This window comes from Paenibacillus vandeheii (assembly GCF_030433635.1).
Classification (GTDB): domain Bacteria; phylum Bacillota; class Bacilli; order Paenibacillales; family Paenibacillaceae; genus Paenibacillus; species Paenibacillus vandeheii.
Genome location: NZ_JAROCD010000003.1, coordinates 486,994 through 507,597, shown reverse-complemented (window position 1 = coordinate 507,597; position 20,604 = coordinate 486,994). Strand labels below are relative to the sequence as shown.

The 20,604-nt window shown below is 45.8% G+C and carries 23 protein-coding genes; all 23 read right to left on the bottom strand.

What is annotated here, in order from left to right; genetic code table 11:
* Window positions 1-10: 10 nt before the first annotated feature.
* Complete coding sequence (locus P5G61_RS07860; RefSeq protein WP_301245970.1) at window positions 11-1,453, bottom strand: protein-glutamate methylesterase/protein-glutamine glutaminase; 1,443 nt, start codon at window positions 1,451-1,453, stop codon at window positions 11-13.
* Between the two features lie 33 nt (window positions 1,454-1,486).
* Window positions 1,487-2,380: a MinD/ParA family protein gene (locus tag P5G61_RS07855; RefSeq protein WP_301245969.1), complete on the bottom strand. Its 894-nt coding sequence runs from the start codon at window positions 2,378-2,380 to the stop codon at window positions 1,487-1,489.
* Window positions 2,377-3,732, bottom strand: coding sequence for a flagellar biosynthesis GTPase FlhF (flhF, locus tag P5G61_RS07850; RefSeq protein WP_301245968.1), 1,356 nt, complete (start codon window positions 3,730-3,732; stop codon window positions 2,377-2,379). Before flhF ends, P5G61_RS07855 begins: the two co-directional genes overlap by 4 nt.
* Window positions 3,729-5,762 (bottom strand): flagellar biosynthesis protein FlhA, encoded by a 2,034-nt coding sequence (flhA, locus tag P5G61_RS07845; protein ID WP_024630229.1) that lies wholly within the window; start codon window positions 5,760-5,762, stop codon window positions 3,729-3,731. Before flhA ends, flhF begins: the two co-directional genes overlap by 4 nt.
* A 25-nt stretch (window positions 5,763-5,787) precedes the next feature.
* Window positions 5,788-6,870, bottom strand: coding sequence for a flagellar biosynthesis protein FlhB (gene flhB / locus P5G61_RS07840; RefSeq protein WP_029880928.1), 1,083 nt, complete (start codon window positions 6,868-6,870; stop codon window positions 5,788-5,790).
* Between the two features lie 23 nt (window positions 6,871-6,893).
* Window positions 6,894-7,682 (bottom strand): flagellar biosynthetic protein FliR, encoded by a 789-nt coding sequence (gene fliR / locus P5G61_RS07835; protein WP_024630227.1) that lies wholly within the window; start codon window positions 7,680-7,682, stop codon window positions 6,894-6,896.
* Window positions 7,683-7,692: 10 nt separating this feature from the next.
* Window positions 7,693-7,962, bottom strand: coding sequence for a flagellar biosynthesis protein FliQ (gene fliQ, locus P5G61_RS07830; RefSeq protein WP_024630226.1), 270 nt, complete (start codon window positions 7,960-7,962; stop codon window positions 7,693-7,695).
* A gap of 25 nt (window positions 7,963-7,987) precedes the next feature.
* Window positions 7,988-8,743: a flagellar type III secretion system pore protein FliP gene (gene fliP / locus P5G61_RS07825; protein WP_301245967.1), complete on the bottom strand. Its 756-nt coding sequence runs from the start codon at window positions 8,741-8,743 to the stop codon at window positions 7,988-7,990.
* Window positions 8,740-9,276: a flagellar biosynthetic protein FliO gene (locus P5G61_RS07820; protein WP_301245966.1), complete on the bottom strand. Its 537-nt coding sequence runs from the start codon at window positions 9,274-9,276 to the stop codon at window positions 8,740-8,742. The genes fliP and P5G61_RS07820 overlap by 4 nt, the downstream gene beginning before the upstream one ends.
* 11 nt (window positions 9,277-9,287) lie before the next feature.
* Entirely contained in the window at window positions 9,288-9,653 is a 366-nt protein-coding gene (locus P5G61_RS07815) for a response regulator (protein WP_017689175.1), read from the bottom strand.
* A gap of 28 nt (window positions 9,654-9,681) precedes the next feature.
* Complete coding sequence (gene fliY, locus P5G61_RS07810) at window positions 9,682-10,944, bottom strand: flagellar motor switch phosphatase FliY (RefSeq protein WP_079346964.1); 1,263 nt, start codon at window positions 10,942-10,944, stop codon at window positions 9,682-9,684.
* On the bottom strand, window positions 10,934-11,932 hold the full coding sequence (gene fliM / locus P5G61_RS07805; protein WP_094936442.1) for a flagellar motor switch protein FliM: 999 nt from the start codon (window positions 11,930-11,932) through the stop codon (window positions 10,934-10,936). The genes fliY and fliM overlap by 11 nt, the downstream gene beginning before the upstream one ends.
* Window positions 11,933-11,971: 39 nt before the next feature.
* Entirely contained in the window at window positions 11,972-12,430 is a 459-nt protein-coding gene (locus P5G61_RS07800; protein ID WP_079346966.1) for a flagellar basal body-associated FliL family protein, read from the bottom strand.
* A complete protein-coding gene (locus P5G61_RS07795; RefSeq protein ID WP_076208897.1) occupies window positions 12,430-12,651 on the bottom strand; it encodes a flagellar FlbD family protein in 222 nt (73 codons plus the stop codon). The genes P5G61_RS07800 and P5G61_RS07795 overlap by 1 nt, the downstream gene beginning before the upstream one ends.
* Window positions 12,652-12,717: 66 nt before the next feature.
* Window positions 12,718-13,533: a flagellar basal body rod protein FlgG gene (flgG, locus tag P5G61_RS07790; protein WP_301245965.1), complete on the bottom strand. Its 816-nt coding sequence runs from the start codon at window positions 13,531-13,533 to the stop codon at window positions 12,718-12,720.
* An 81-nt stretch (window positions 13,534-13,614) separates the two neighbouring features.
* Window positions 13,615-13,998, bottom strand: a complete 384-nt coding sequence (locus P5G61_RS07785; protein WP_301245964.1) for a TIGR02530 family flagellar biosynthesis protein — start codon at window positions 13,996-13,998, stop codon at window positions 13,615-13,617.
* Window positions 13,995-14,540 (bottom strand): flagellar hook capping FlgD N-terminal domain-containing protein, encoded by a 546-nt coding sequence (locus P5G61_RS07780; RefSeq protein WP_024630217.1) that lies wholly within the window; start codon window positions 14,538-14,540, stop codon window positions 13,995-13,997. Before P5G61_RS07780 ends, P5G61_RS07785 begins: the two co-directional genes overlap by 4 nt.
* A gap of 19 nt (window positions 14,541-14,559) precedes the next feature.
* The gene (locus tag P5G61_RS07775; protein ID WP_301245963.1) at window positions 14,560-15,939 is read right to left on the bottom strand and encodes a flagellar hook-length control protein FliK; all 1,380 of its coding nucleotides are present in this window, start codon (window positions 15,937-15,939) and stop codon (window positions 14,560-14,562) included.
* A gap of 42 nt (window positions 15,940-15,981) precedes the next feature.
* Window positions 15,982-16,920, bottom strand: a complete 939-nt coding sequence (locus P5G61_RS07770) for a MotE family protein (protein WP_301245962.1) — start codon at window positions 16,918-16,920, stop codon at window positions 15,982-15,984.
* A gap of 43 nt (window positions 16,921-16,963) precedes the next feature.
* The gene (gene fliJ / locus P5G61_RS07765; RefSeq protein WP_024630214.1) at window positions 16,964-17,416 is read right to left on the bottom strand and encodes a flagellar export protein FliJ; all 453 of its coding nucleotides are present in this window, start codon (window positions 17,414-17,416) and stop codon (window positions 16,964-16,966) included.
* An 11-nt stretch (window positions 17,417-17,427) separates the two neighbouring features.
* Window positions 17,428-18,747 carry a flagellar protein export ATPase FliI gene (gene fliI, locus P5G61_RS07760; RefSeq protein WP_024630213.1) on the bottom strand — a complete coding sequence of 440 codons (1,320 nt, stop codon included), beginning with the start codon at window positions 18,745-18,747 and terminating at the stop codon, window positions 17,428-17,430.
* Window positions 18,734-19,594: a FliH/SctL family protein gene (locus P5G61_RS07755; protein WP_301245961.1), complete on the bottom strand. Its 861-nt coding sequence runs from the start codon at window positions 19,592-19,594 to the stop codon at window positions 18,734-18,736. The genes fliI and P5G61_RS07755 overlap by 14 nt, the downstream gene beginning before the upstream one ends.
* The gene (gene fliG / locus P5G61_RS07750; protein ID WP_053783792.1) at window positions 19,587-20,603 is read right to left on the bottom strand and encodes a flagellar motor switch protein FliG; all 1,017 of its coding nucleotides are present in this window, start codon (window positions 20,601-20,603) and stop codon (window positions 19,587-19,589) included. The genes P5G61_RS07755 and fliG overlap by 8 nt, the downstream gene beginning before the upstream one ends.
* Between the last annotated feature and the right edge of the window lies 1 nt (window position 20,604).

Sequence of the window (20,604 nt, the reverse complement as noted above, 5' to 3'; positions counted from 1 at the left end):
TACACTCCGTTTATTTCACAGCTTGAACAAGTTTAGGCGCAATCTCCTGCAATGGCAGTAGATGACGCACGCATTGCAGCTCTACAGCAGAACGCGGCATACCATACACAACACAAGTTTCTTCATTCTCCGCAAAGGTTGATGTGACACCGGCTTCATACAATTTTTTCATCATACGAGCGCCGTCACTGCCCATCCCTGTCAGCAAAACCAGATGTCGTTGCAATGACGTGTACGACAGCAGCGACTCAAACATCGTATCTACTGAGGGCCTGTGACCATTGACTGGTTCTTCCTCTGTCAGCTTTATGGTAAATCTTCCGTCTGCCGTTTTGTTGACTTTGACATGAAAGCCACCTGGAGCAATGTAGGCTGTCCCTTTTCGTAGAACCATTCCTTCCTCAGCTTCAACCACATGCAGTTCACTGAATGTATTCAAACGCTGGGCAAGGGACCGGGTAAAATTAGGCGGCATATGCTGAACAATAATGACTGGAGCCGGTAAATCACCTGGCAGCTGCTCCAGCAAAGTCTTGAGGGCTCTCGGCCCTCCAGTTGAACAACCAATAGCCACAAGTTTGTTGAATGAACCGTCTGCTCCCCCTGCTCCCTTATGGGACGGGATTACCTTGGCAATATCCTTGGGTGGTTCGGCTGAAGCGGCTGCTGTCTCCTGTTCAGCCAATCGCGACGTATTGGACAAACGGTTTCCCTTGGGAGGCTGCGTTGATTTGTTCGCCTTTGCTAACTTGTCAGTGCTGGTATCCGAGGCTCCATTTGCATCTCGTAAACGCTCCGGCTTCATGTCCAAACGTCCCGCATTCTGGTTCGTCAGTGGAGCAGTTGGCTGCTTCGGTTTTGCTCGCAAGGATTCAGATTTGTCACTACCAAGTCGTGTTCCTGACTGGGCAGGTTCTATCGTTTTCTTCAAAAGACCTTTGCGGTCTTGTAAAGGTGAGTCAACCTGAACTCGCTGGGACTGATGCAGCAGTTTGCTCTGCGCTTCATCCCGATTCTTCTTCATGGATGCTTCTCGATCGGCTTTTCGCTTGATTTCATTCATAGCAGCTCGCATCCGCTCAATCAGTGCTTTACCTACTTGGGCAATATCCTGATCATGCACAATGGATGGCTTACGAATAAAGTCAAATGCACCGGCCTCGAGCGCCATGATGGTCTCTTTCATGCCTTGTTCATTAATTCCCGAGAGCATAATTACCGGAACGAAAGATTGCTTCATGATCGATTTTAATGCATCCAAGCCATTCATTTCGGGCATCTCAACGTCCATTGTGATGATATCCGGCTTCAAGTCTATTGCTTTTTGAATGGCTTCCCTACCATTTGATGCTGTTGCCGTAACCTTAAACTCCGAATCTGCTTCTATTAAATCTGAGACAATTTTACGCATAAAAGCGGAATCATCGACAACCAATACTTGATACACCGCCATGTTGTTTCCACCCCTGTTTCCTTTATTCAGAGATCATGTTGTCCGCTTTAGCCACTTTTTCATAAAACCTCTGATTCCTGTTAAGGTTTCGGTTCCCGATCCCTGAGCAGCAGGTGCAGCCAAATAGTGTTGTGCGAGTTTCTCGATATCCCTGGAAGCTTTGGCATTCGGATATGCCAAACTGTATGGCACTTGCCTTTTAACTGCCTTTACCACTTGGGCATCTTCGGAAATATATCCAAGCAGCGGGATATCGATCTGTAAAAATCTCTTTGCCACTCCAGCTATTTTATCCGCCACCCGTTCCGCCTCTTGCTGGTCTTCAACCCGGTTAACGATCATCCGAAAGGGTGTAGCATTTTCCTGGCCATGCATAACTTTGACTAAAGCATAAGCATCAGTTATTGAAGTTGGTTCAGGTGTGGTGACAATTAGGCATTCATCGGCTGCACCGATAAATTTCATGTTTTCTCTGGAAAGTCCTGCTCCTGTATCAAAAATGACATAGTCCATCTCCTGAGCAATCTCTTCAACTTGCCCAGCAAAAAACTCCAGATCTCGATCTGACAATGAGAACAATTCTTGCATCCCCGAACCTCCGGCGATATAAGGCAACCCGTTTGCACCAAGCTGTATGATTTCCTGTATGGATTTCTGTCGGTATAACAAGTGGTACAGATTATAGGGAGAAGAGGTTCCCATTAAGACATCGATATTAGCCATCCCTATGTCTGCATCAAATACTAATACCTTTTGCCCCAATGCCTGTAAACTCAGTGCAAAGTTAAGTGTAAAATTGGATTTACCAACCCCTCCCTTTCCACTGGCAACGGTTATGATTTTGGAGGAACGTGAATTACGACCCCTTTCTTCCACTCCGCTAGGCATGGAGACCATACTTCTGAGTGAGGCTGCCTGGTCCTTCATCGTACAAGCTCTCCTAACAATTGTTTGGTCAGAGAATCCGCATCAGGCTTGAGCAAATCATCAGGCACATTTTGGCCGTTAGCCACATAAGCAAGCTTGAGTGGAAAACGGTGCAGCAGATTAAACATCGGGCCGCAGCTTCCGGTCTCATCCATCTTCGTAAAGATGACCTTATCGAGCCCATATTTGCTGAAATGCTCTGTAATTTGAACCATATCGGCACTTTTGGAGGTCATGCTCATAACCAAAAAGGTTTCACTATTTTCCACAGGCGCGAGTAAGCTTTGCAGTTCTGAAACAAGCAGCTCATTTCTGTAGTTTCTTCCGGCTGTATCCATGAAGATCAGATCACATCCTTCAAGACGGGAGATCGCACGCTGTGTATCACCTGGAGATTGTACGACCTCAAGCGGGACATTTAAAATGGATGCGTACGTTCTTAGTTGCTCTACCGCTGAGATCCGATACGTATCTGAAGTGATAAACCCTACCTTTCGCTGTTTGTTGAACATCTGTTCAGCAGCCAGCTTGGCAATCGTTGTTGTTTTACCAACCCCTGTTGGCCCAGCTACATATACAATACGTGTAGTCGGTAAAATGCCTGCATCAATACGTTTCTCCAAAAACTGTGAAATTTCCAATTGAACGGCTTGAACGGCTTCTACTTCAGTTAATCCTTTTTCAGCAAGCACCGACTGAACAACGTCAAACCATGATTCCCATACTTCTGGCCAAATGTCTTGCTCCATCAACCTTTCTCGAAGAGCATGAAGCTGCTCTGGTACCGGGTCTGCCGAAGCCCCTTGCTTAGACAACTTGGTCATCATCAGTTTGAGCTCCTGCAATTCAGACATCAGCTGGTCTTGCTGCGGATTGATTTCCTGCTTTTGCTGCCCACTGGCAGATGTTAAACCCGAAAAATCCGCCCCTTGCGGTCGCGGTTTATGCTCGAAATTCAAAGAAGATCTGCCGTTGCTCATGTCTGAACCGATTTTACTCGATTCAGACACAGCAGGGGCATCCGTCAATCTCTCTTGCACATGTTTGTCGGCTGTATTTACAGCCGATTCATCTGAAGCGGCGACAAACGAATGAGCCGTTTGTCGATATGCTTCAGGTACAAATGCGCGAGGCACGGGTGTAAATTGGTTTTGCACTTGCTTTGTTGCTTGTTTTTTTTCTTCCTTATCCACTGCTGCTACAACTTCGATCCTTTTTTTGCGGAACATCCCCAGCATACCACCCACCTTGATTTCTTTGGTGGACAGAATGACGGCATCACTTCCCAGGTCTTTGCGAATTTGAAGCATAGCTTCGGGCATGGTCTCCACGACGTATTGTTTTACTCTCATAAGTTCACCACCCCGACACTTTGGATTTCAACATTCGGCTCCAACTCACTATAGGAAAGCACTGGTATATCCTGCATGGTGCGTTCGATCACCTGGCGCAGATACATACGAATGGTTGGAGAAGTTAATACAACAGGCTGCTGACCAGACTGGATTAATCGATTGACTTGTTCAGTCAACTTTTGATATACACTCTGCGTTGAGGCCGGATCCAATGCAAGGTAACTGCCTTGATCGGATTGCTGTACACTTTCAGCAATTTTCTTCTCCAGACCAGGTCCAACAGTGATTACTCGAAGCGTCTCTCCTTTTTGAGAGAATTGCTGAGTAATCTGACGAGAGAGGGATTGTCTCACGTATTCCGTCAGTACATCCGGATCTTTGGTATACGTTCCGTAGTCAGCCAGTGTCTCGAAGATTGTAACCATATCCCGAATGGAAACTTTCTCACGCAGCAGCTTGGCGAGTACTTTCTGTATATCTCCGATAGAGAGAACAGATGGAATGAGTTCATCCACCAGCGCAGCATAATTCTCTCTGAGATTATCCACAAGTGCTTTCGTTTCTTGTCTGCCAAGTAACTCATGCGCATGCTTCTTAATCAATTCAGTGAGATGTGTTGCTACAACGGAAGGAGGATCTACAACCGTATATCCTGCAAGTTCAGCTCTGTCTTTGGTTACTTCATCAATCCATAACGCTGGAAGTCCAAAAGCTGGCTCTGTCGTTTCTATACCTGTTACAGACTCTTCTTCGTAACCCGGGCTCATCGCCAGATAATGATTTAACAACAGTTCCCCGCCGCCAACCACATTACCCTTGATTTTGATGACATATTCATTCGGTCTTAATTGGATATTATCCCGAATGCGGATTACCGGAACAACTAACCCGAGTTCAAGAGCACACTGTCTACGTATCATAATGATCCGATCCAACAGGTCTCCACCCTGCTGATTATCAGCCAGAGGAATCAAACCATACCCAAATTCAAACTCGATAGGGTCAACCTGAAGCAAGTTAATTACACTCTCTGGACTTCTCACTTCTTCAATCTGTTGCTCCTCTTCCATTTGCTCCTCCGCGACTTGCTTCTGATTCAGATTGTTCTGCATTCTCCAACCCGAATAAGCTAGCAAACCTGCGAGAGGCAACGTTGTGATAATATGGATCGGAGTGAAAAATCCGAGCATTGCTATTACAAAGGCTACAATATAAAGGAGCGTCGGGTATGTAAACAATTGCCCCGTAATGTCATCGGCCAGGTTACCTTCCGATGATGCTCTTGTCACAATAAGACCTGCTGCTGTAGAAATTAGAAGTGCAGGAATCTGACTTACCAATCCATCCCCGATAGTTAATACGGAATAGGTGGACAGCGCATCAGCAAAAGCGAGACCATGTACTGTCATTCCGATGATAAAGCCGCCAATCAGATTGATTAGGAGAATAATGATACTCGCAATCGCGTCCCCTTTTACAAACTTACTCGCACCATCCATGGCTCCGTAAAAGTCCGCTTCACGTTCGATTTTGGAACGACGTTCACGCGCCTGCTGCTCATTAATCAGTCCAGCATTCAAATCTGCGTCAATACTCATCTGCTTACCAGGCATCGCATCGAGGGTGAATCGTGCTGCTACTTCAGCTACACGCTCGGAACCCTTGGTTATAACGATAAATTGAACAACGACGAGTATTAGGAACACAACAAATCCGATTGCAATCTGTCCACCGGCTATCCAGCTACCAAAGGTGGCTACAACAGATCCCGCGTTTCCTTGTCCCAGAATCAGTTTCGTTGTCGATATGTTGAGTGCTAATCGAAACAACGTCGTGATTAGCAACAACGCAGGAAAGATGGAAAATTGCAGTGCTTCTTTGCTGTTCATCGCAACAAGCAGTATCATCAATGCAAGTGAGATATTGATGACAAGCAGCAAGTCCAACAACCAGGTTGGGATCGGGAGAATCATCATCAACACGATGCCGATGATACCCGCAAGGACAGCTATATCTTTTGTTTTCAATGGATGTACGGCCTCCGATCCCCTGTTATTTCGTTCTGCCCTTTAATTTATATACATAAGCCAGCACTTCGGCTACCGCTTGAAACAAATCAGCCGGTATAGCGTCACCAATCTCGGCTCTCTGGAACAATGCCCGTGCCAGCGGCTTGTTTTCCATTGTAATGACACCGTGCTCTTTGGCAATTTCCTTAATGCGTAAGGCGACGTAATCCTGACCTTTGGCTATAATCTGCGGTGCTTCCATCTCAGACCCTTCATACTTAAGCGCTACGGCAAAGTGAGTTGGGTTAGTGATAATCACATCCGCTTTGGGAACTTCCTGCATCATGCGCTGAACAGCCATACGACGCTGACGTTCCCTGATTTTCCCCTTGATCAGTGGGTCACCTTCCATTTTTTTGTATTCGTCTTTGATGTCTTGTTTGGACATCCTAATGTTTTTCTCGTAATCATACTTCTGGTACATATAGTCGAGCACGGCAAGTACTAACAGGGCTACTGCAATCTTGATCCCCAAGTTTAAGGTGATTGAAGCCGCAAAATGCAGAATCGCATCCAATGAAAAATGTGAAAGCGAAGCAATATCTGACTGATAACCTGTGATGGTACTGTAAACCAGGAAGCCGATTATCGACATTTTCATTATGGATTTAGCAAACTCCACCAAAGAACGAAGAGAAAAAATGTTTTTGAACCCTTTAATCGGATCCAACTTTTCCAGTTTCGGCTTTAGGCCCTCTCCTACAAGCAGGAAACCTACCTGCATGTAATTGACGATTAACGCAACCAGTACGGCACCGAGCAAAACAGGAGCAAGCAATAACATCACCTCGATGCCATAACGCATCAATAAGGCTACGACGTTCTCCCCAGTGACCTCCATACTCAGCCGATTAATGAAGATGTCTGTAAACAGTCGAACCATACGTTCTTTGTAAAAGTTACTGAACATCATCATGATCAAAAAGGTGAATAGGAGAATGGATGCGCCGGACAGCTCCATACTTTTGACAACCTGTCCTTTTTTTCGCGTATCCTGCCTCTTTTTCGGGGTAGCCTTCTCTGTTTTTTCCCCTGCGAACATCTGGAGGTCGAGTTGATATTTCATTCGAATCTTGTCCTCCGTTTCACTCAGCCCGGCCTTTGTCCAATGGTCCCAAGCAATTTTTCCATGGATCTGAACATTACTTCGAACAATTGACTAAACACAAAGGCAAAACTGGGAACCAGCAAAAGCAATATAGCAAGCCCAACGAGTACCTTAAGCGGCATTCCGACGGCAAATACATTAAATTGAGGAGCCGTCTTTGCCAAGAATCCCAATCCTACATCCGTCAAAAACAGGGCAACAACAATCGGTGCAGACATCTGAAAAGCCAACATAAATGATTCACCTAATGTACGCACCAAAAATTCAGCAATACTTCCATCTGCCAATCGTATAAAGAATGCGTTCGACAACGGAATCCAGCGATAACTGTATACAATGGCATCGAGCAGATAATGATGTCCGTTCATTGTCAGAAAGAGTAATATAGCAAAGGCATATTTGAAGTTACCTGTAAGCGGAGCAGAAGCACCAGTCATCGGATCAAATACGTTAGCCATACCAAAACCGATCTGAAGATCAATAAAAGTTCCTGCTGTCTGTATAGCCGTCATTAACAGATAAGCAACAAAGCCTAGGAGCAAGCCAATCAGTATCTCTCGGATGACCAGCAGGATATAACTCAGATCCGTAGGTACAACCTGGTCTATGCCGTATACCATATACACAGTTAAGGTTACAAATGCTGATAAACCAATTTTAATAGAATTCGGCACATTCCGAGCCGAGAAGACAGGCGCGGTTACAAAAAATGATGCTATTCGACAAAACATAAGCAGAGCGACAGGAAAACTTTGCAACAATGTCTCCATCTGCAACAGCCTACCCTATGTATCTGTATAAATTATCGAGAATGTTATACGTGAAATCGACCAGTATATTCAATATCCAAGGACCAAACAAAAGTACTGCCAGAAGTACGGCAATGATTTTAGGCACAAAGGCCAGTGTTTGCTCCTGAATTTGAGTTGTTGCCTGAAAGACACTGATAATGAGTCCTACAACCAGAGCTAGAATAAGCATGGGTGCGCTGGCCAGCAGTGAAGTATAGACCGCTTTCCCGGCCAGACCGATAATAAACTCCGAAGTCATGACCGTCCTCCTTTAATATTCCGGCTCAAGTGTTAAAACTCAGCAACAGTGACTTCACGACCAGATACCAGCCATCGACAAGCACAAATAGCAGTATTTTAAAAGGTAATGAGATCATGACAGGCGGAAGCATCATCATCCCCATAGCCATGAGCGTACTCGCCACTACAATGTCTATAACCAAGAATGGAATAAAGATCATGAATCCCATCTGGAATGCTGTCTTCAACTCACTGATTGCATATGCCGGTACCATCACAGTAATCGGAATATCCTGGTATGTGCTGGGCTTTTCGGTTTGATTGTACTTCATAAACAGCAATAGGTCTTTCTCCCTGGTGTGGGAGAACATAAATTTCTTCATGGGATCCGCAGCTTTTTCCAAGGCCTCGGTTTGTGTGATGTCTCCCTTGAGATAGGGCTGAAGCGCTACCTGATTGATGGACGACAACGTCGGTGACATAATGAAAAGTGTCAGAAAAAGTGCCAAACCGACCAGCACCTGATTGGGTGGCATTTGCTGCGTACCCAAGGATGTCCGCACAAACCCGAGAACGATAACAATCCGGGTAAAACTGGTCATCAGTACTAGCAAAGCTGGCGCTATACTAAGTACCGTGATCAACAGGATAATGGACAGTGAACTCGTGCTTGGTGTGCTCCCATCCCCGTTTCCAATTTGAATGTCAATATTCGGAATCGGTTCGGCAAAGGCAGCAGTGACGGTGGCCAGACTGAAGAGCCCTATGAAAAAACACGCTAACCAAATCTTTTTCTTCATGAATCCCTCGACCGATCTGTAGTATTGTCTTCTTCCAGGACCTTCTCCATCTTCTCTTTACGGTTAGGCATCTGCCGAAGTTTAGATTCAAACAGTTCGTGAAAAGAGGTTGTATCCTCAAGTTCCATTTCCCGCGGCGGTTCATCTTTGCGCAAGCGGGCTGCCAGCTTTGCAATGAGAGGCGAGAGGCTTCCCTGTTGTGCTAAAGCATCCCGTTCAAATGAATCAATGATTCGCTGTGCCTCTTCAAGATCCGAAACCTTATCCACCAGCTGTATGTCATCACCCACACCGAGTAGATAAACGCTACCGCCAATTTCTATAATTTGCAGCGACTTGTTTGGTCCCAGTCCGACTCCACCCAAAATACGAATTGTGCCGTTCCGGAACCATCGCTGATTCCGTTTGTTTAGAAAACGAATCAGGTAGACTATAAGAACCAGAATGACGGCCAGGACAACAATCACCCATACAAGCTGAAAATAATAATTGACTCCCGCGCCTACATCATTTGGAATCTTATCCTGAGCCATCATCATGTCTCTTAAACGCCCAGCGTTTTGCTGATTGCTTCGATAACCCGGTCAGATTGGAACGGCTTCACGATGAAATCTTTGGCTCCGGCTTGAATTGCATCAATAACCATCGCTTGTTGACCCATCGCAGAGCACATAATCACTTTTGCGTTAGCATCAATTTTTTTGATTTCTTTCAATGCTGCAATACCATCCATCTCAGGCATGGTAATATCCATGGTGATCAGATCAGGACGAAGCTCCTTAAACTTCTCAATTGCTTGTGATCCATCCTGTGCTTCGCCAACGACCTCGTATCCGTTTTTGGACAAAATGTCCCGGATCATCATTCTCATAAATGCAGCGTCGTCCACGACTAAAATTCGGTTTGCCATCTTGATTCAAGTCCTCCCTAAATTGTGCTTATTGTAATTTCTGAATTCGGTCCCATTGGCTTACGATATCTATAACACGGACACCAAAGTTTTCGTCGATGACGACAACCTCACCTTTGGCAATCAGCTTGTTATTCACCAAAATATCGACAGGTTCACCGGCCAGTTTGTCCAGCTCGACAATTGAACCTTGTGACAGTTCTAAAATATCCTTAATTTGCTTCTGGGTCCTTCCTAATTCTACGGTGACTTTAAGGGGAATGTCCATCAATAAATTCAAATTGTTTTCGTCTACCTGGCCGAACGCCCCATTTTGCAAATTGGCGAATTGAACCGGTTGTACGTTTACATTCCTGTTCGGCACACCGCCGTAATGCTGCGGTACACCATATGGTTGCTGCGGAGGCATGCTGTAAGGCTGCTGTGGCGGCATTCCTTGAGGCGCCCCCATCGGAGCCTGTCCATATCCATTATAGTCTTGAACAGGCGGTTGTTGCGCCTGTGGCGGCATCTGTTGCTGAACAGGCGGTTGCTGAGGGGCAACAGGTGCTGCTGCTGGTGTTGGCTCAGGTGTCGACGCAACTGGCGCACTGGCAGTAGACTCTTGGGCTCCTCCAATCAGCATCTCTACCATTTCTTTCGCAAAGTGTACCGGAAGCAGCTGCATGAGATTGGAATCGATCAGATCACCAATCAACAGACGGAAGGATACTTGAATCAACGTCTCATCTTCTGGAAGATTGCTGACTCCCTCACCACTTTCCATATTGAGAATATCAATTCCCGGAGGAGAAATATTCACGAAACGGTTAAAGATTGTGGACATGGATGTAGCAGACGAACCCATCATCTGATTCATTGCTTCCTGTACTGCACTGATATGGATTTCATTCAGTTCTTCATCGACCGGATTCCCTTCGCCACCAAGCATCAAATCGGCTATCACTTGCGCATCCCGTTTTTTGATGACCAGCGAGTTGATTCCTTCAAATCCATCTACATAGTTTACATGGACGGCAACGTGAGGCTTAGGGAACGCTTCATCGAACTGTGTCCGGCTAATGATGGACACCTTAGGTGTTGTAATATCTACTTTTAGGCCCAAAAGCGTGGACAAAGCTGTCGCTGCACTACCAAATGTAATGTTACCGATCTCTCCCAAGGCATCCTGTTCCAGCTCGGTCAAAAAATCATCAACTGTTTTCTCAGCCGGTTCCGAACTGTTCATCGATTCCGATTGTCTGAGCAAAGCATCGATTTCTTCTTGGGATAAATAATCCTTACTCGTCAAATTCTTCAACTCCTTCGGTGACAATCTTGTCTATTTGCACAGCCACACGATCCTTGATCGTTCCCGGGCTTCCCATATACTTCAGCCTGTCTCCAACTTTAATGGACAGTCCCTCATCAACGGATTTGTTCAATGTAATGACATCGCCAACAGACAGTCCCAGAAATTCAGCAATCGAAATTCTGGATTCTCCTAATTCCGCAACGACGGGCAATTTGGCTTTGTTCACACGCTCTTTGAGAGCATCATATTCTTCCGGAGCTCTCGTCTTTTTCTCCGAAACAAACCACTGATGAGTCGACAACCGGGACATAATAGGTTCAAGAACGACATGCGGGATACACAAATTGATCATACCTGTGGTGTCACCGATTTTGGTGCTCAGCGAGATCAGAGCAATGGTCTCATTGGGAGATACAATCTGCATAAATTGCGGATTGGTCTCCAGCGCTTCCATCCTTGGAGAAATATCCAACACGGTCTTCCAGGCTTCCTGCAAACTCTCAAACGCACGGCTGAAAATCCGCTCCATAATCGTTGTCTCAATTTCCGTCATCGATGCGATCTTTGTCGGTGCATTTCCTGTTCCGCCTAGCAGACGATCCAGCATTGCATAACCCACGTTGGGATGAACCTCCATTACCATCCGTCCCTGTAATGGCTCCGCCTCAAATATGTTCAATATCGTCATCTTCGGAATAGAACGGATAAACTCGTCATAAGGCAACTGTTCAACCTGAACGACATTGATCTGAACGAACGTCCGCAGTTGGGCTGAAAAATAAGTGGTGAGAAAACGTGCAAAGTTTTCGTGAATACGGGTCAAGCTTCGAATATGATCTTTGGAAAAACGAACCGCTCGCTTAAAATCGTATGATCTAATTTTCTTTTGAGTTTCTTCCTTTTTCAATTCCTCAGCATCCATCTCACCAGAGGAAAGGGCAGCTAATAGGGCGTCAATCTCATTTTGTGATAATACATCCACCATGTTCTCACCCCCTTACAGATTTACAGCGTGTCCTGTTCATTATATTGGTGCTGTCAAAAAAGAAGAAAAACTAGTGCTGGTCAGCTTACCTTCCGGCAAAGCTTCATTAATAAGCTCGGTCAATTTTTTATTAAATTGAATGCGACCTTTCGCTGTAGCCAGTTCATCAGACTTGGTATCCGCAAACGTCTGGATGATAATAGGCTTCACCGTGATTTCCTTGATTTTCTCAAAATCTTCTTTGGCTTTTTTGTCGGATAATTTGAAAGAAAAACTTACAACGACAATATGGTCTATATCAGCCAAATTGGTTTTAATTTCTCCAAGCTCTGAGGAAACTTCGACAATCTCATCCGCAGTCATCTTCTTCTCTGCAGCAGCTGCCGTATGTGTATCAAGCTTATTCCCGTTCTGTCCTTGCATAAATACAAACACAACCACCACAATGAGTGTTATAGCTAGCAAGCTCGTTGCAAGCCAAGGCAACATCTTTTTCATCAGGACTCCTCCGTTTGCTGCACTTTGATAGTGGCTGCCTGAACCCCGATTTCACGGTTGTAATCTTTAATTTTGGAAATGACATCATCGGCCTTTTCAAGCACAATAAGTCTCTTTCCGGTTACCAGAGTAATATACGTGTCTGGTGTCTCTTCCACAATTTCAACCATCAGCGCATTTAACCACATGGGAGAACCATTTAACCGCGTAACCGAAATCATGCTAAGCCCCCTCGATCAGAGTGGAGGAGCAAGCTCCCCCACGCATTAAAAATTACTAATCAGTTATTAACGTTTCAGGTTAACAACTTCCTGAAGCACTTCATCCGACGTTGTAATAATCCGTGAGTTCGCCTGGAATCCACGCTGAGCCACGATCATCTCTGTAAATTCTCCAGTCAGATCCACGTTGGACATTTCCAATTGGCCTGCAATAACAGAGCCTGTACCAAATTCGGTACTATTTGCAGTAACAATTTCAAATTCTCCATCTGCATTAGCGTTGGCAGTAATGCGATACAGATTTCCGCCGATTTTTTCCAGACCTTCTGGGTTTGTTACTTTACCTATACCAAGTTGTGCTCCAGGTTCAGTTGTCCCATCATCCATCGTCTGGTTGATAATTCCATCTTGGCCAATGGTGAATGACACTACAGCTTCGTCCAGAGTGATCGGCTCTCCACCACTATCAACAACGAACAAACCATCTGATGTTACGAGATTACGGTTAGCATCCACATGGAAATCCCCTGCGCGTGTCAAAAATGGAACTTCTTGTTCCCCACCAAGTGTCACGAGGAAGAAACCATCACCATTGAGGCGCAGGTCAGTTGGATTATTGGTTGTCATTGGACTGCCCGCAAGATGCAGCGTATCAATCGAGCCTACGGATACACCCAAACCAATCTGCTTTGCATTTACACCACCGTTTTCATCTCCAGGCGCTGTTACCCCCGCTGTCGTCTGGCTCATAATATCTTTGAACATGACACGACTACCTTTAAAACCAACCGTATTTACGTTCGCAATATTATTACCAATTACATCTAACTTTGTTTGAAAACCCCGCATCCCGGAAACGCCTGAGTACATTGATTTCAACATTTTTAAAAATCCTCCCAGCCTTAATTTGGTTACCGCGTCAGTCGGTCAGCGGCATTCCGGCTCCCGAGAAGGGCCAGCCGGTCAAGAAATAATTACAGCACTGTCAATCTGGGTGAATACATTATCCTTCATACTTTCACTATCCATGGCTGTAACGACAGTGCGATTTTTGACATTAACGATAAAAGCCATATCATTCATCAGAATCAAGGATTCCTTGGCTCCTTTGGCAGCAGCCTTATCCAGGGCAGTGCCAATCTGTTGCATCTGCTCAGTCTTGAGCTCAATACCACGCTGTTCCAACCTTTTGGCAGCATGATTACTCAATTTCAGAAGATTGTCTTCCAAGACCTGTGCAAAAGGGCGTTCAGGTCCATTGGACGCTTCTCCCGCTTTGGAGCGATTAAGCAAATTAGGTGTAATTGGGCCTGTGTAGAATTGACCTACTGTTATCCGATCACTCATAACGTGTTTCCATTGTCTTCAGGCTGCGCTGATGCTTCTGGTTCCTTACTTTCGGTCGTTTCAGCAGAATCTGCAGCGTTCTGAACCGGAGTTTCATTTTCCTCAGCCTGTGTTGGATTGGTTACCTGAATAATTTCATCCAGCTTGATTTCGTCATTGCCTACTTTTGCGTACTGAACACCATCTCGTACGATGATGGAATCCACAATGCCTTGACGCAGGGTTCCGTTATCCTCTTTATTAGAAGAAAGCCAACTGATCTCGCGGCCAATCATGCCAGACACTGTCCCAAGAGACTGATTTAAAGTCTTGAGCTGAGATGAGATATTCACCAGTTGTTCTACCGAACTGAACTGAGCCATCTGAGCAATAAACTCCTTATCCTCCATCGGCTGCATCGGATCCTGATTCTGCAGCTGGGTAATCAAAATTTTGAGAAACTGATCCTTACCTAATTCCTTTGTTGCAGCGCTTGTTGTAGCTTTATTCGCTGCCGAATAGTTAGGCCAGGTATTATTAGTAGAAATCGCTTCATTAGCCATCTTTTCACCTCATTTCTGATTAAGCCTCTGCTGTAAACGTGTCTCTTCGCAGGTCGTTACCTTCTTCATGCTCACTGCGCCAGTTCCGTAATTCTTCCTGGAGAGTTGCTGTAGTTACAGCATCATCCGATTGTTCTTCACGTTCACGAGAGCGACGTTGCTGCTGAGAATTGCTTCCTGGCTGGCGACCACCATCCTGATACATCTGTGAACCAAGTGAGCTGTTCTGAGTAACCTCAAGTCGTTCCACTTGAATACCTTGAGCTTGAAGCGAGCTGCGCAGCTGCATCATTTGCTGTTCCAGCATGTCTTTGGCCATCGTATGCTCGGTCATAAAACGTGCAACCAGTTGTCCATTTTGCAAAGTAATCTGTACATCCAGCTTACCCAGATGCTCTGGACGGAGTGAGATTGTCGCCTCCGAGAATCCCTTTTGCTGCACAATATCCAACTTATTCACAACAAACTGTGTCATCTCTTTTGCAAACTGGGAAGCTTGCATGACAGGCTCAGCCGGTTTACCTGCTGATGTACCTGATGAACGTAAGGACAACTCTCCTGCGGTGATGATACTGGAATGATCCACTTCTCCAACGTCATTTGTAGTAGGTGTTGAATCCGTTTCAACTGTAACTTTAGTTCCAGCATTTGAAGCTGCCGCAACAAGAACTTGCGGTACCACAGAATCTTGCTTGGACGTTTGAACGGGATTGGTTGGAGCCACTTGCACCGCCTGATCCTTAGCGACCACTAATGTATCCAGAATGGATTTAAGTTCAGTCCACCCTCTATTAAGACTAGTGTCAACGCCAGCATCTTGCAGCTGACTTTGAAGAGATTGAAGCAGGTGCTTGAATTCTGGAGCATTCTTGGCAACTGTACTATCCAGCTCAGTCATTCCAGAAATCAGCTGTGTAAGCACATCCTGTAATACAAAGCGTACTGCTGCGGGGTGCTCGGTCAGATCAATTGCTGATGCAGCACTTCCCGCTTCAGTTGCGGGCTCGTCAGAACCTTCAGCTTGAGTGCCTGAAGCAGCGTTTAATTGAGCATACATCTGCTGAATCAAACTTTGTAAATCCCCTAGTAGCGACGGATCATTTTCCAAAGCTTCATCTAACGAATCCAAATCTGCAAATAACGAACTCAAGATATCTGTAATCGATGTCGGTTCTTCGTCCTCACTAGTTGCAAAGGTAAACATTAGCGGATTCGCTGTTAAACTCCCTGCGGCTGCTGAACTGTTCTCCGCCGCTGCCCCACCGCTTAATGATTGGGCAAGAGTTTGCAGAAAATCACCGCTTCCAGCAGTCGCACCTTTGGATGCAGTTCCGGCAGTCTGAGCTGCTCCTGTTGTCTTGGCGGATGATGTGGATGTCATTTGATATACAATCGACATTTGTTTTCACCTCCTCTCCGTAGTAAACAGACGCTACTAATCTTACTTGTTACCCATTAATTTATTTAATATTTTTGCAGTTTCAACCGAGTTTTCAGTCGACATATTTTCAAGTAATTGAGAACGTGTTGCATCGTCAACAGAATTCAAAATGGTCAAGGTTTTATCCGGACTCAGCTTGTATGTTTCGAGCAATAGCTTCGCTCCACTGGATGCCGACATCGAAGCAAACGTTTGACTAAGCTGATTTTTATCCAAATTTTTGGAGTTAGTCGTAGACGCCGTAGATGTCGTTGCAGTCTCTTTCTTTAAGCGGGATTGCAGTGCATCCAGGGCCAGATCACCGGATGGTTTCGCATCCTTCATCATCATCGTGACATCAGCCGCTGTTTTTGGGTCCATTTTCTCCAGTACCTTAGTCCGTGCAGCCGATTGCATCGCGCTCAGAAGCAAGACCATCTCTTCATTCGTCATATTTTGCAAAATCGGCGCGGCTTTACTCGGACTCATGTCCGCATACATCTTAGCTAAATCTTTGATCTGTTTCTGATAATCGGACTCCGTCTCCGGCGTTGTTGTCGCAGCGGTTTCAACAGCTTTTTCCGCATCATCCAATTTCTTTTGCAAATCAGTTGCTTTTTGGGCCTCAGTCGTTGTGGCTTCCTGTGCTGCCTTGAGCTCAGTTTCTTTTGCATTTACCTGTGCCTTCAGCTTTTCTATTGTCGCTTCTGCACTTTCGACCTGCTGCTCGCTCTTCTCCAGTTTCTTTTTCTCCGGATCTAGCACAGGATCAGGTACCCAGTCTTTCACGACAGGAATTTTGTTAGCTACTTCAAGCAGGTTGTTGCGAATATCTACATTAAATAGAGTGAGCAAAACACCTAACAAAACCACAGTGAACACAATTGGGATTGAAATCATCAAGAACTTTTCCCAACCGCCGCTCGACTCTTTTTCCATATCTGTGTCTTTAACAGCCATTGTTCATTCCTCCTTCACGAGACAACTTCGCGTCCGGCCCACATCAATTCGCGCGTCCGGCTTTGGCAGCGAAGCGTACAGTAGCCATCTCGTCCAGATCGTTCTGTTCCCGGAGGAGCATCTCCTGCTGAAATTTGATTTTGGCCTTGTCTCTCGCCCCAAGCCATACTTTTTCGTCCATCATTCTGCCGTTCAGAAACGTCTGATTCCGTTGCACATTGACCTGAGCATGTCTGACATCACTACTTTTACGTGAAATGCACTCGTCAAGGTGATGGACATACCGCTGCATTTCCTGCAGGCTGGATACGGAAGCCGAACTTTCCGTAGCGGATTGAATGACATCAATCATTTCCCTTTTATCATTCATTAGTTGTAAAAGATGCTCTTCCTCTGTCTGAAGTTTCCCGATCGCTGTGGATAACATCCACTCCGCTTGCGTTTTTTCATTGCTTTTCAGGTCAACAACCTTCTGGAAATGATATCGAAATTTCATCGTTTACCCATTCATCTCCTTGCAAATTCAAGAATCAAACGTTCCTGTACTTCACTCAGCGTTACTTTTTCATCGACTTTCTGCCTTGTAAAATTCCAGATGCTATCAATCTGGTCTATCGATTCATCGATTGCTGCATTAGAACCTCTTTGATAAGCCCCAATGTTGATTAAATCCTCTGATTCTTTGTATACCGCCATGAGTCTCTTCATATTATTTACGGCTTCCAGCTGTTCTTCAGGAGCAATATCCTTCATAACACGGCTAATACTCGCAAGAACATCAATGGCAGGGAAATGACCTTTATTTGCAATGGATCGATTCAGTACAATATGACCATCCAATATACCTCTCACCGCATCCGCGATCGGTTCATTCATATCATCCCCGTCGACAAGGACGGTGTAAAATGCTGTAATTGAACCTGTAGGCCCAGTCCCCGCTCGCTCAAGCAGCTTGGGTAAACTCGCAAAAACAGAAGGAGTATATCCTCTCATTGCAGGAGGTTCTCCCACGGCAAGTCCCACTTCCCTCTGTGCCATGGCATAACGTGTGACGGAGTCCATCATTAACATGACATTCATGCCCCTGTCTCTGAAATACTCCGCAATCGTAGTTGCGATGACCGCACCTTTGATTCGAATCAGAGCAGGTTGATCGGAGGTAGCGACAATAACGACGGATCTTTCCAGTCCTTCCGGACCCAAATCCCGTTCAATAAAGTCACGTACCTCCCGGCCCCGCTCCCCGACCAAAGCAATGACATTGACGTCTGCTGCTGTATTGCGTGCGATCATGCCCATCAACGTACTTTTACCAACACCTGACCCGGCAAATATGCCGACCCTCTGCCCTTTGCCAACCGTCAGCAGCCCGTCAATGGCTCTCACACCAACACTCATCGTTTCGAGCACCCGTGGACGATCCATCGGATTCACTGGCGTATTGGATGTGGAGTACATCGGCATTCTGGAAGGTAGTAATGATCCGTCTAAAGGTTGTCCCAATCCATCTAACACCTTACCGAGCAATTCTGATCCAACCTGAACCCCAAGTGGTTTACCTGTTCCAACCACATCACATCCAGGACCAATGGATTGAAGTTCACCGAGTGGCATGAGCAGCACTTTGTTATCCCGAAACCCGACTACCTCCGCCTGAAGAGGCTTGGCAGATTTCCCCGGGTAGATGTAACATACATCCCCGATGCTAGCATCCGGACCTTCAGACTCAACCATAAGACCAATGACTTGAGTGACCTTACCGTTAATGCGAACGGGATCAAATTGTTTAAGATGATCCATGTATCGCTGCGAGCTAAGAATCTTCATGTTGATTTTTTCGCCCCTCATCCTCAAGTGCTATGCGGATCAGTTCTTTTTTAATTTCAGCGAGCTGGGTATCTATTCTGGCATCTACGCTGCCAAACGATGATCGTATAACACATCCCTTGTCTTTTACCGTCGCATCAGGCAAAATCTGCAGTTCTGCCTGGGAGTCAATGGCCAGAGCCAACTCTTCACGTGCGGCTTGCACAAAAGAAAATTGATCAGGTGCCACACATAAAGTGATCATTCCCTGCTCACGCTTGCGAGACAAATTCTGACGAATCAACTCAAGCGTGTGTTCTGGTTCAACCGAGAGTTGCTTGTCAATGACCTTCTCAGCGATACCACAGGCGAGATCCACAAGGAAAGGCTCTGCTTCCTGAATGATCTGATCTTTGGCAACGTAAGCTTCTTCAAGCACCCCACGAGCTTCCTTCATCATCTCTTCGATCTGCACCTGGAGATCCAGTTCAGCCTGTACTTTGCCTTCTTCAAAACCCTGCTGAAAACCTTGTGAACGAAGTGCTTCAGTTAGATGTTCATCCTGCTGACGCTGCTCCTGCCACCAGCTATCAATCTGTTCACGGGCTTCTTGAAGCAATCGCTCCGCTTCCTCTGAAGCTTCACGTACCTGCTTTTCTGCAAACTCCTTGGCATCCTCCAGCATCTCCGCGGTAAGACGTTGTGTTTCTTCGTCCACGCGTGCCTGCAGCATCTCAGCTTCGGAACCTTCAGCACGTTCACCGTTTAATTCCGATTCAGACTCTGATCCACCATAATGATGATGATTTTCGAGTCGTTTGCGGTCATCGACCGGTACATACTGGAAAGATTTAATCAAATTAGACAATGATATCATCTCCTCCACCGCGAGCGATAATGATCTCACCAGCTTCTTCCAATCTACGGATCGTTCCTACGATACGAGTTTGAGCTTCCTCAACATCACGCAGCCGAACGGGCCCCATGAATTCCATTTCTTCCTTGAATGTCTCGGACATCCGTTTCGACATATTCCGGAAAACAGCATCCCGTACTTCTTCGCTTGCCACTTTGAGTGCCAGCTGTAAATCTGCGTTGTCGATATCCCGGATAATACGCTGAATCGATCGATCGTCCACATTGACGATATCTTCGAATACAAACATGCGTTTTTTGATTTCTTCTGCAAGTTCCGGATCTTGAATCTCCAACGAATCGAGGATGGTACGTTCCGTACCACGGTCGACGCCGTTCAAGATCTGAACGATGGACTCGATACCACCCGCATTTGTATAATCCTGCGTAACAGTAGAAGATAATTTCTGTTCGAGCACCCGCTCCACTTGAGAAATGACCTCTGGAGAAGTACTGTCCATAACAGCAACTCTGCGGGCTACATCGGCCTGCTTCTCTTGTGGTAACGAGGACAAGATCGCTGCTGCCTGCTCAAATTGCAGATATGATAATACCAGAGCAATCGTTTGCGGGCTTTCGTTCTGAATAAAGTTCAATATTTGATTCGGATCAGCCTTACGTGCAAAGTCAAATGGTCTAACTTGCAGCGTAGCCGTCAAACGGTTAATAACTTCCAGTGCTTTTTGCGATCCGAGTGCTTTCTCCAGAATTTCTCTCGCGTATGTAATACCGCCTTGAGAGATATATTCCTGTGCGAGACAGATCTGGTGAAACTCAGACATAATCATATCTTTTTCGGAAGCATCCACTTTGCGAACATTGGCAATTTCCAACGTCAGTTGTTCGATCTCCTCATCACGCAAATGTTTGAAGATTTGAGCGGATACTTCCGGACCTAATGTAATCAACAAAATCGCTGCTTTCTGTCTTCCAGTCAGACCTTGACTGCTTGCCTTCGCCAAT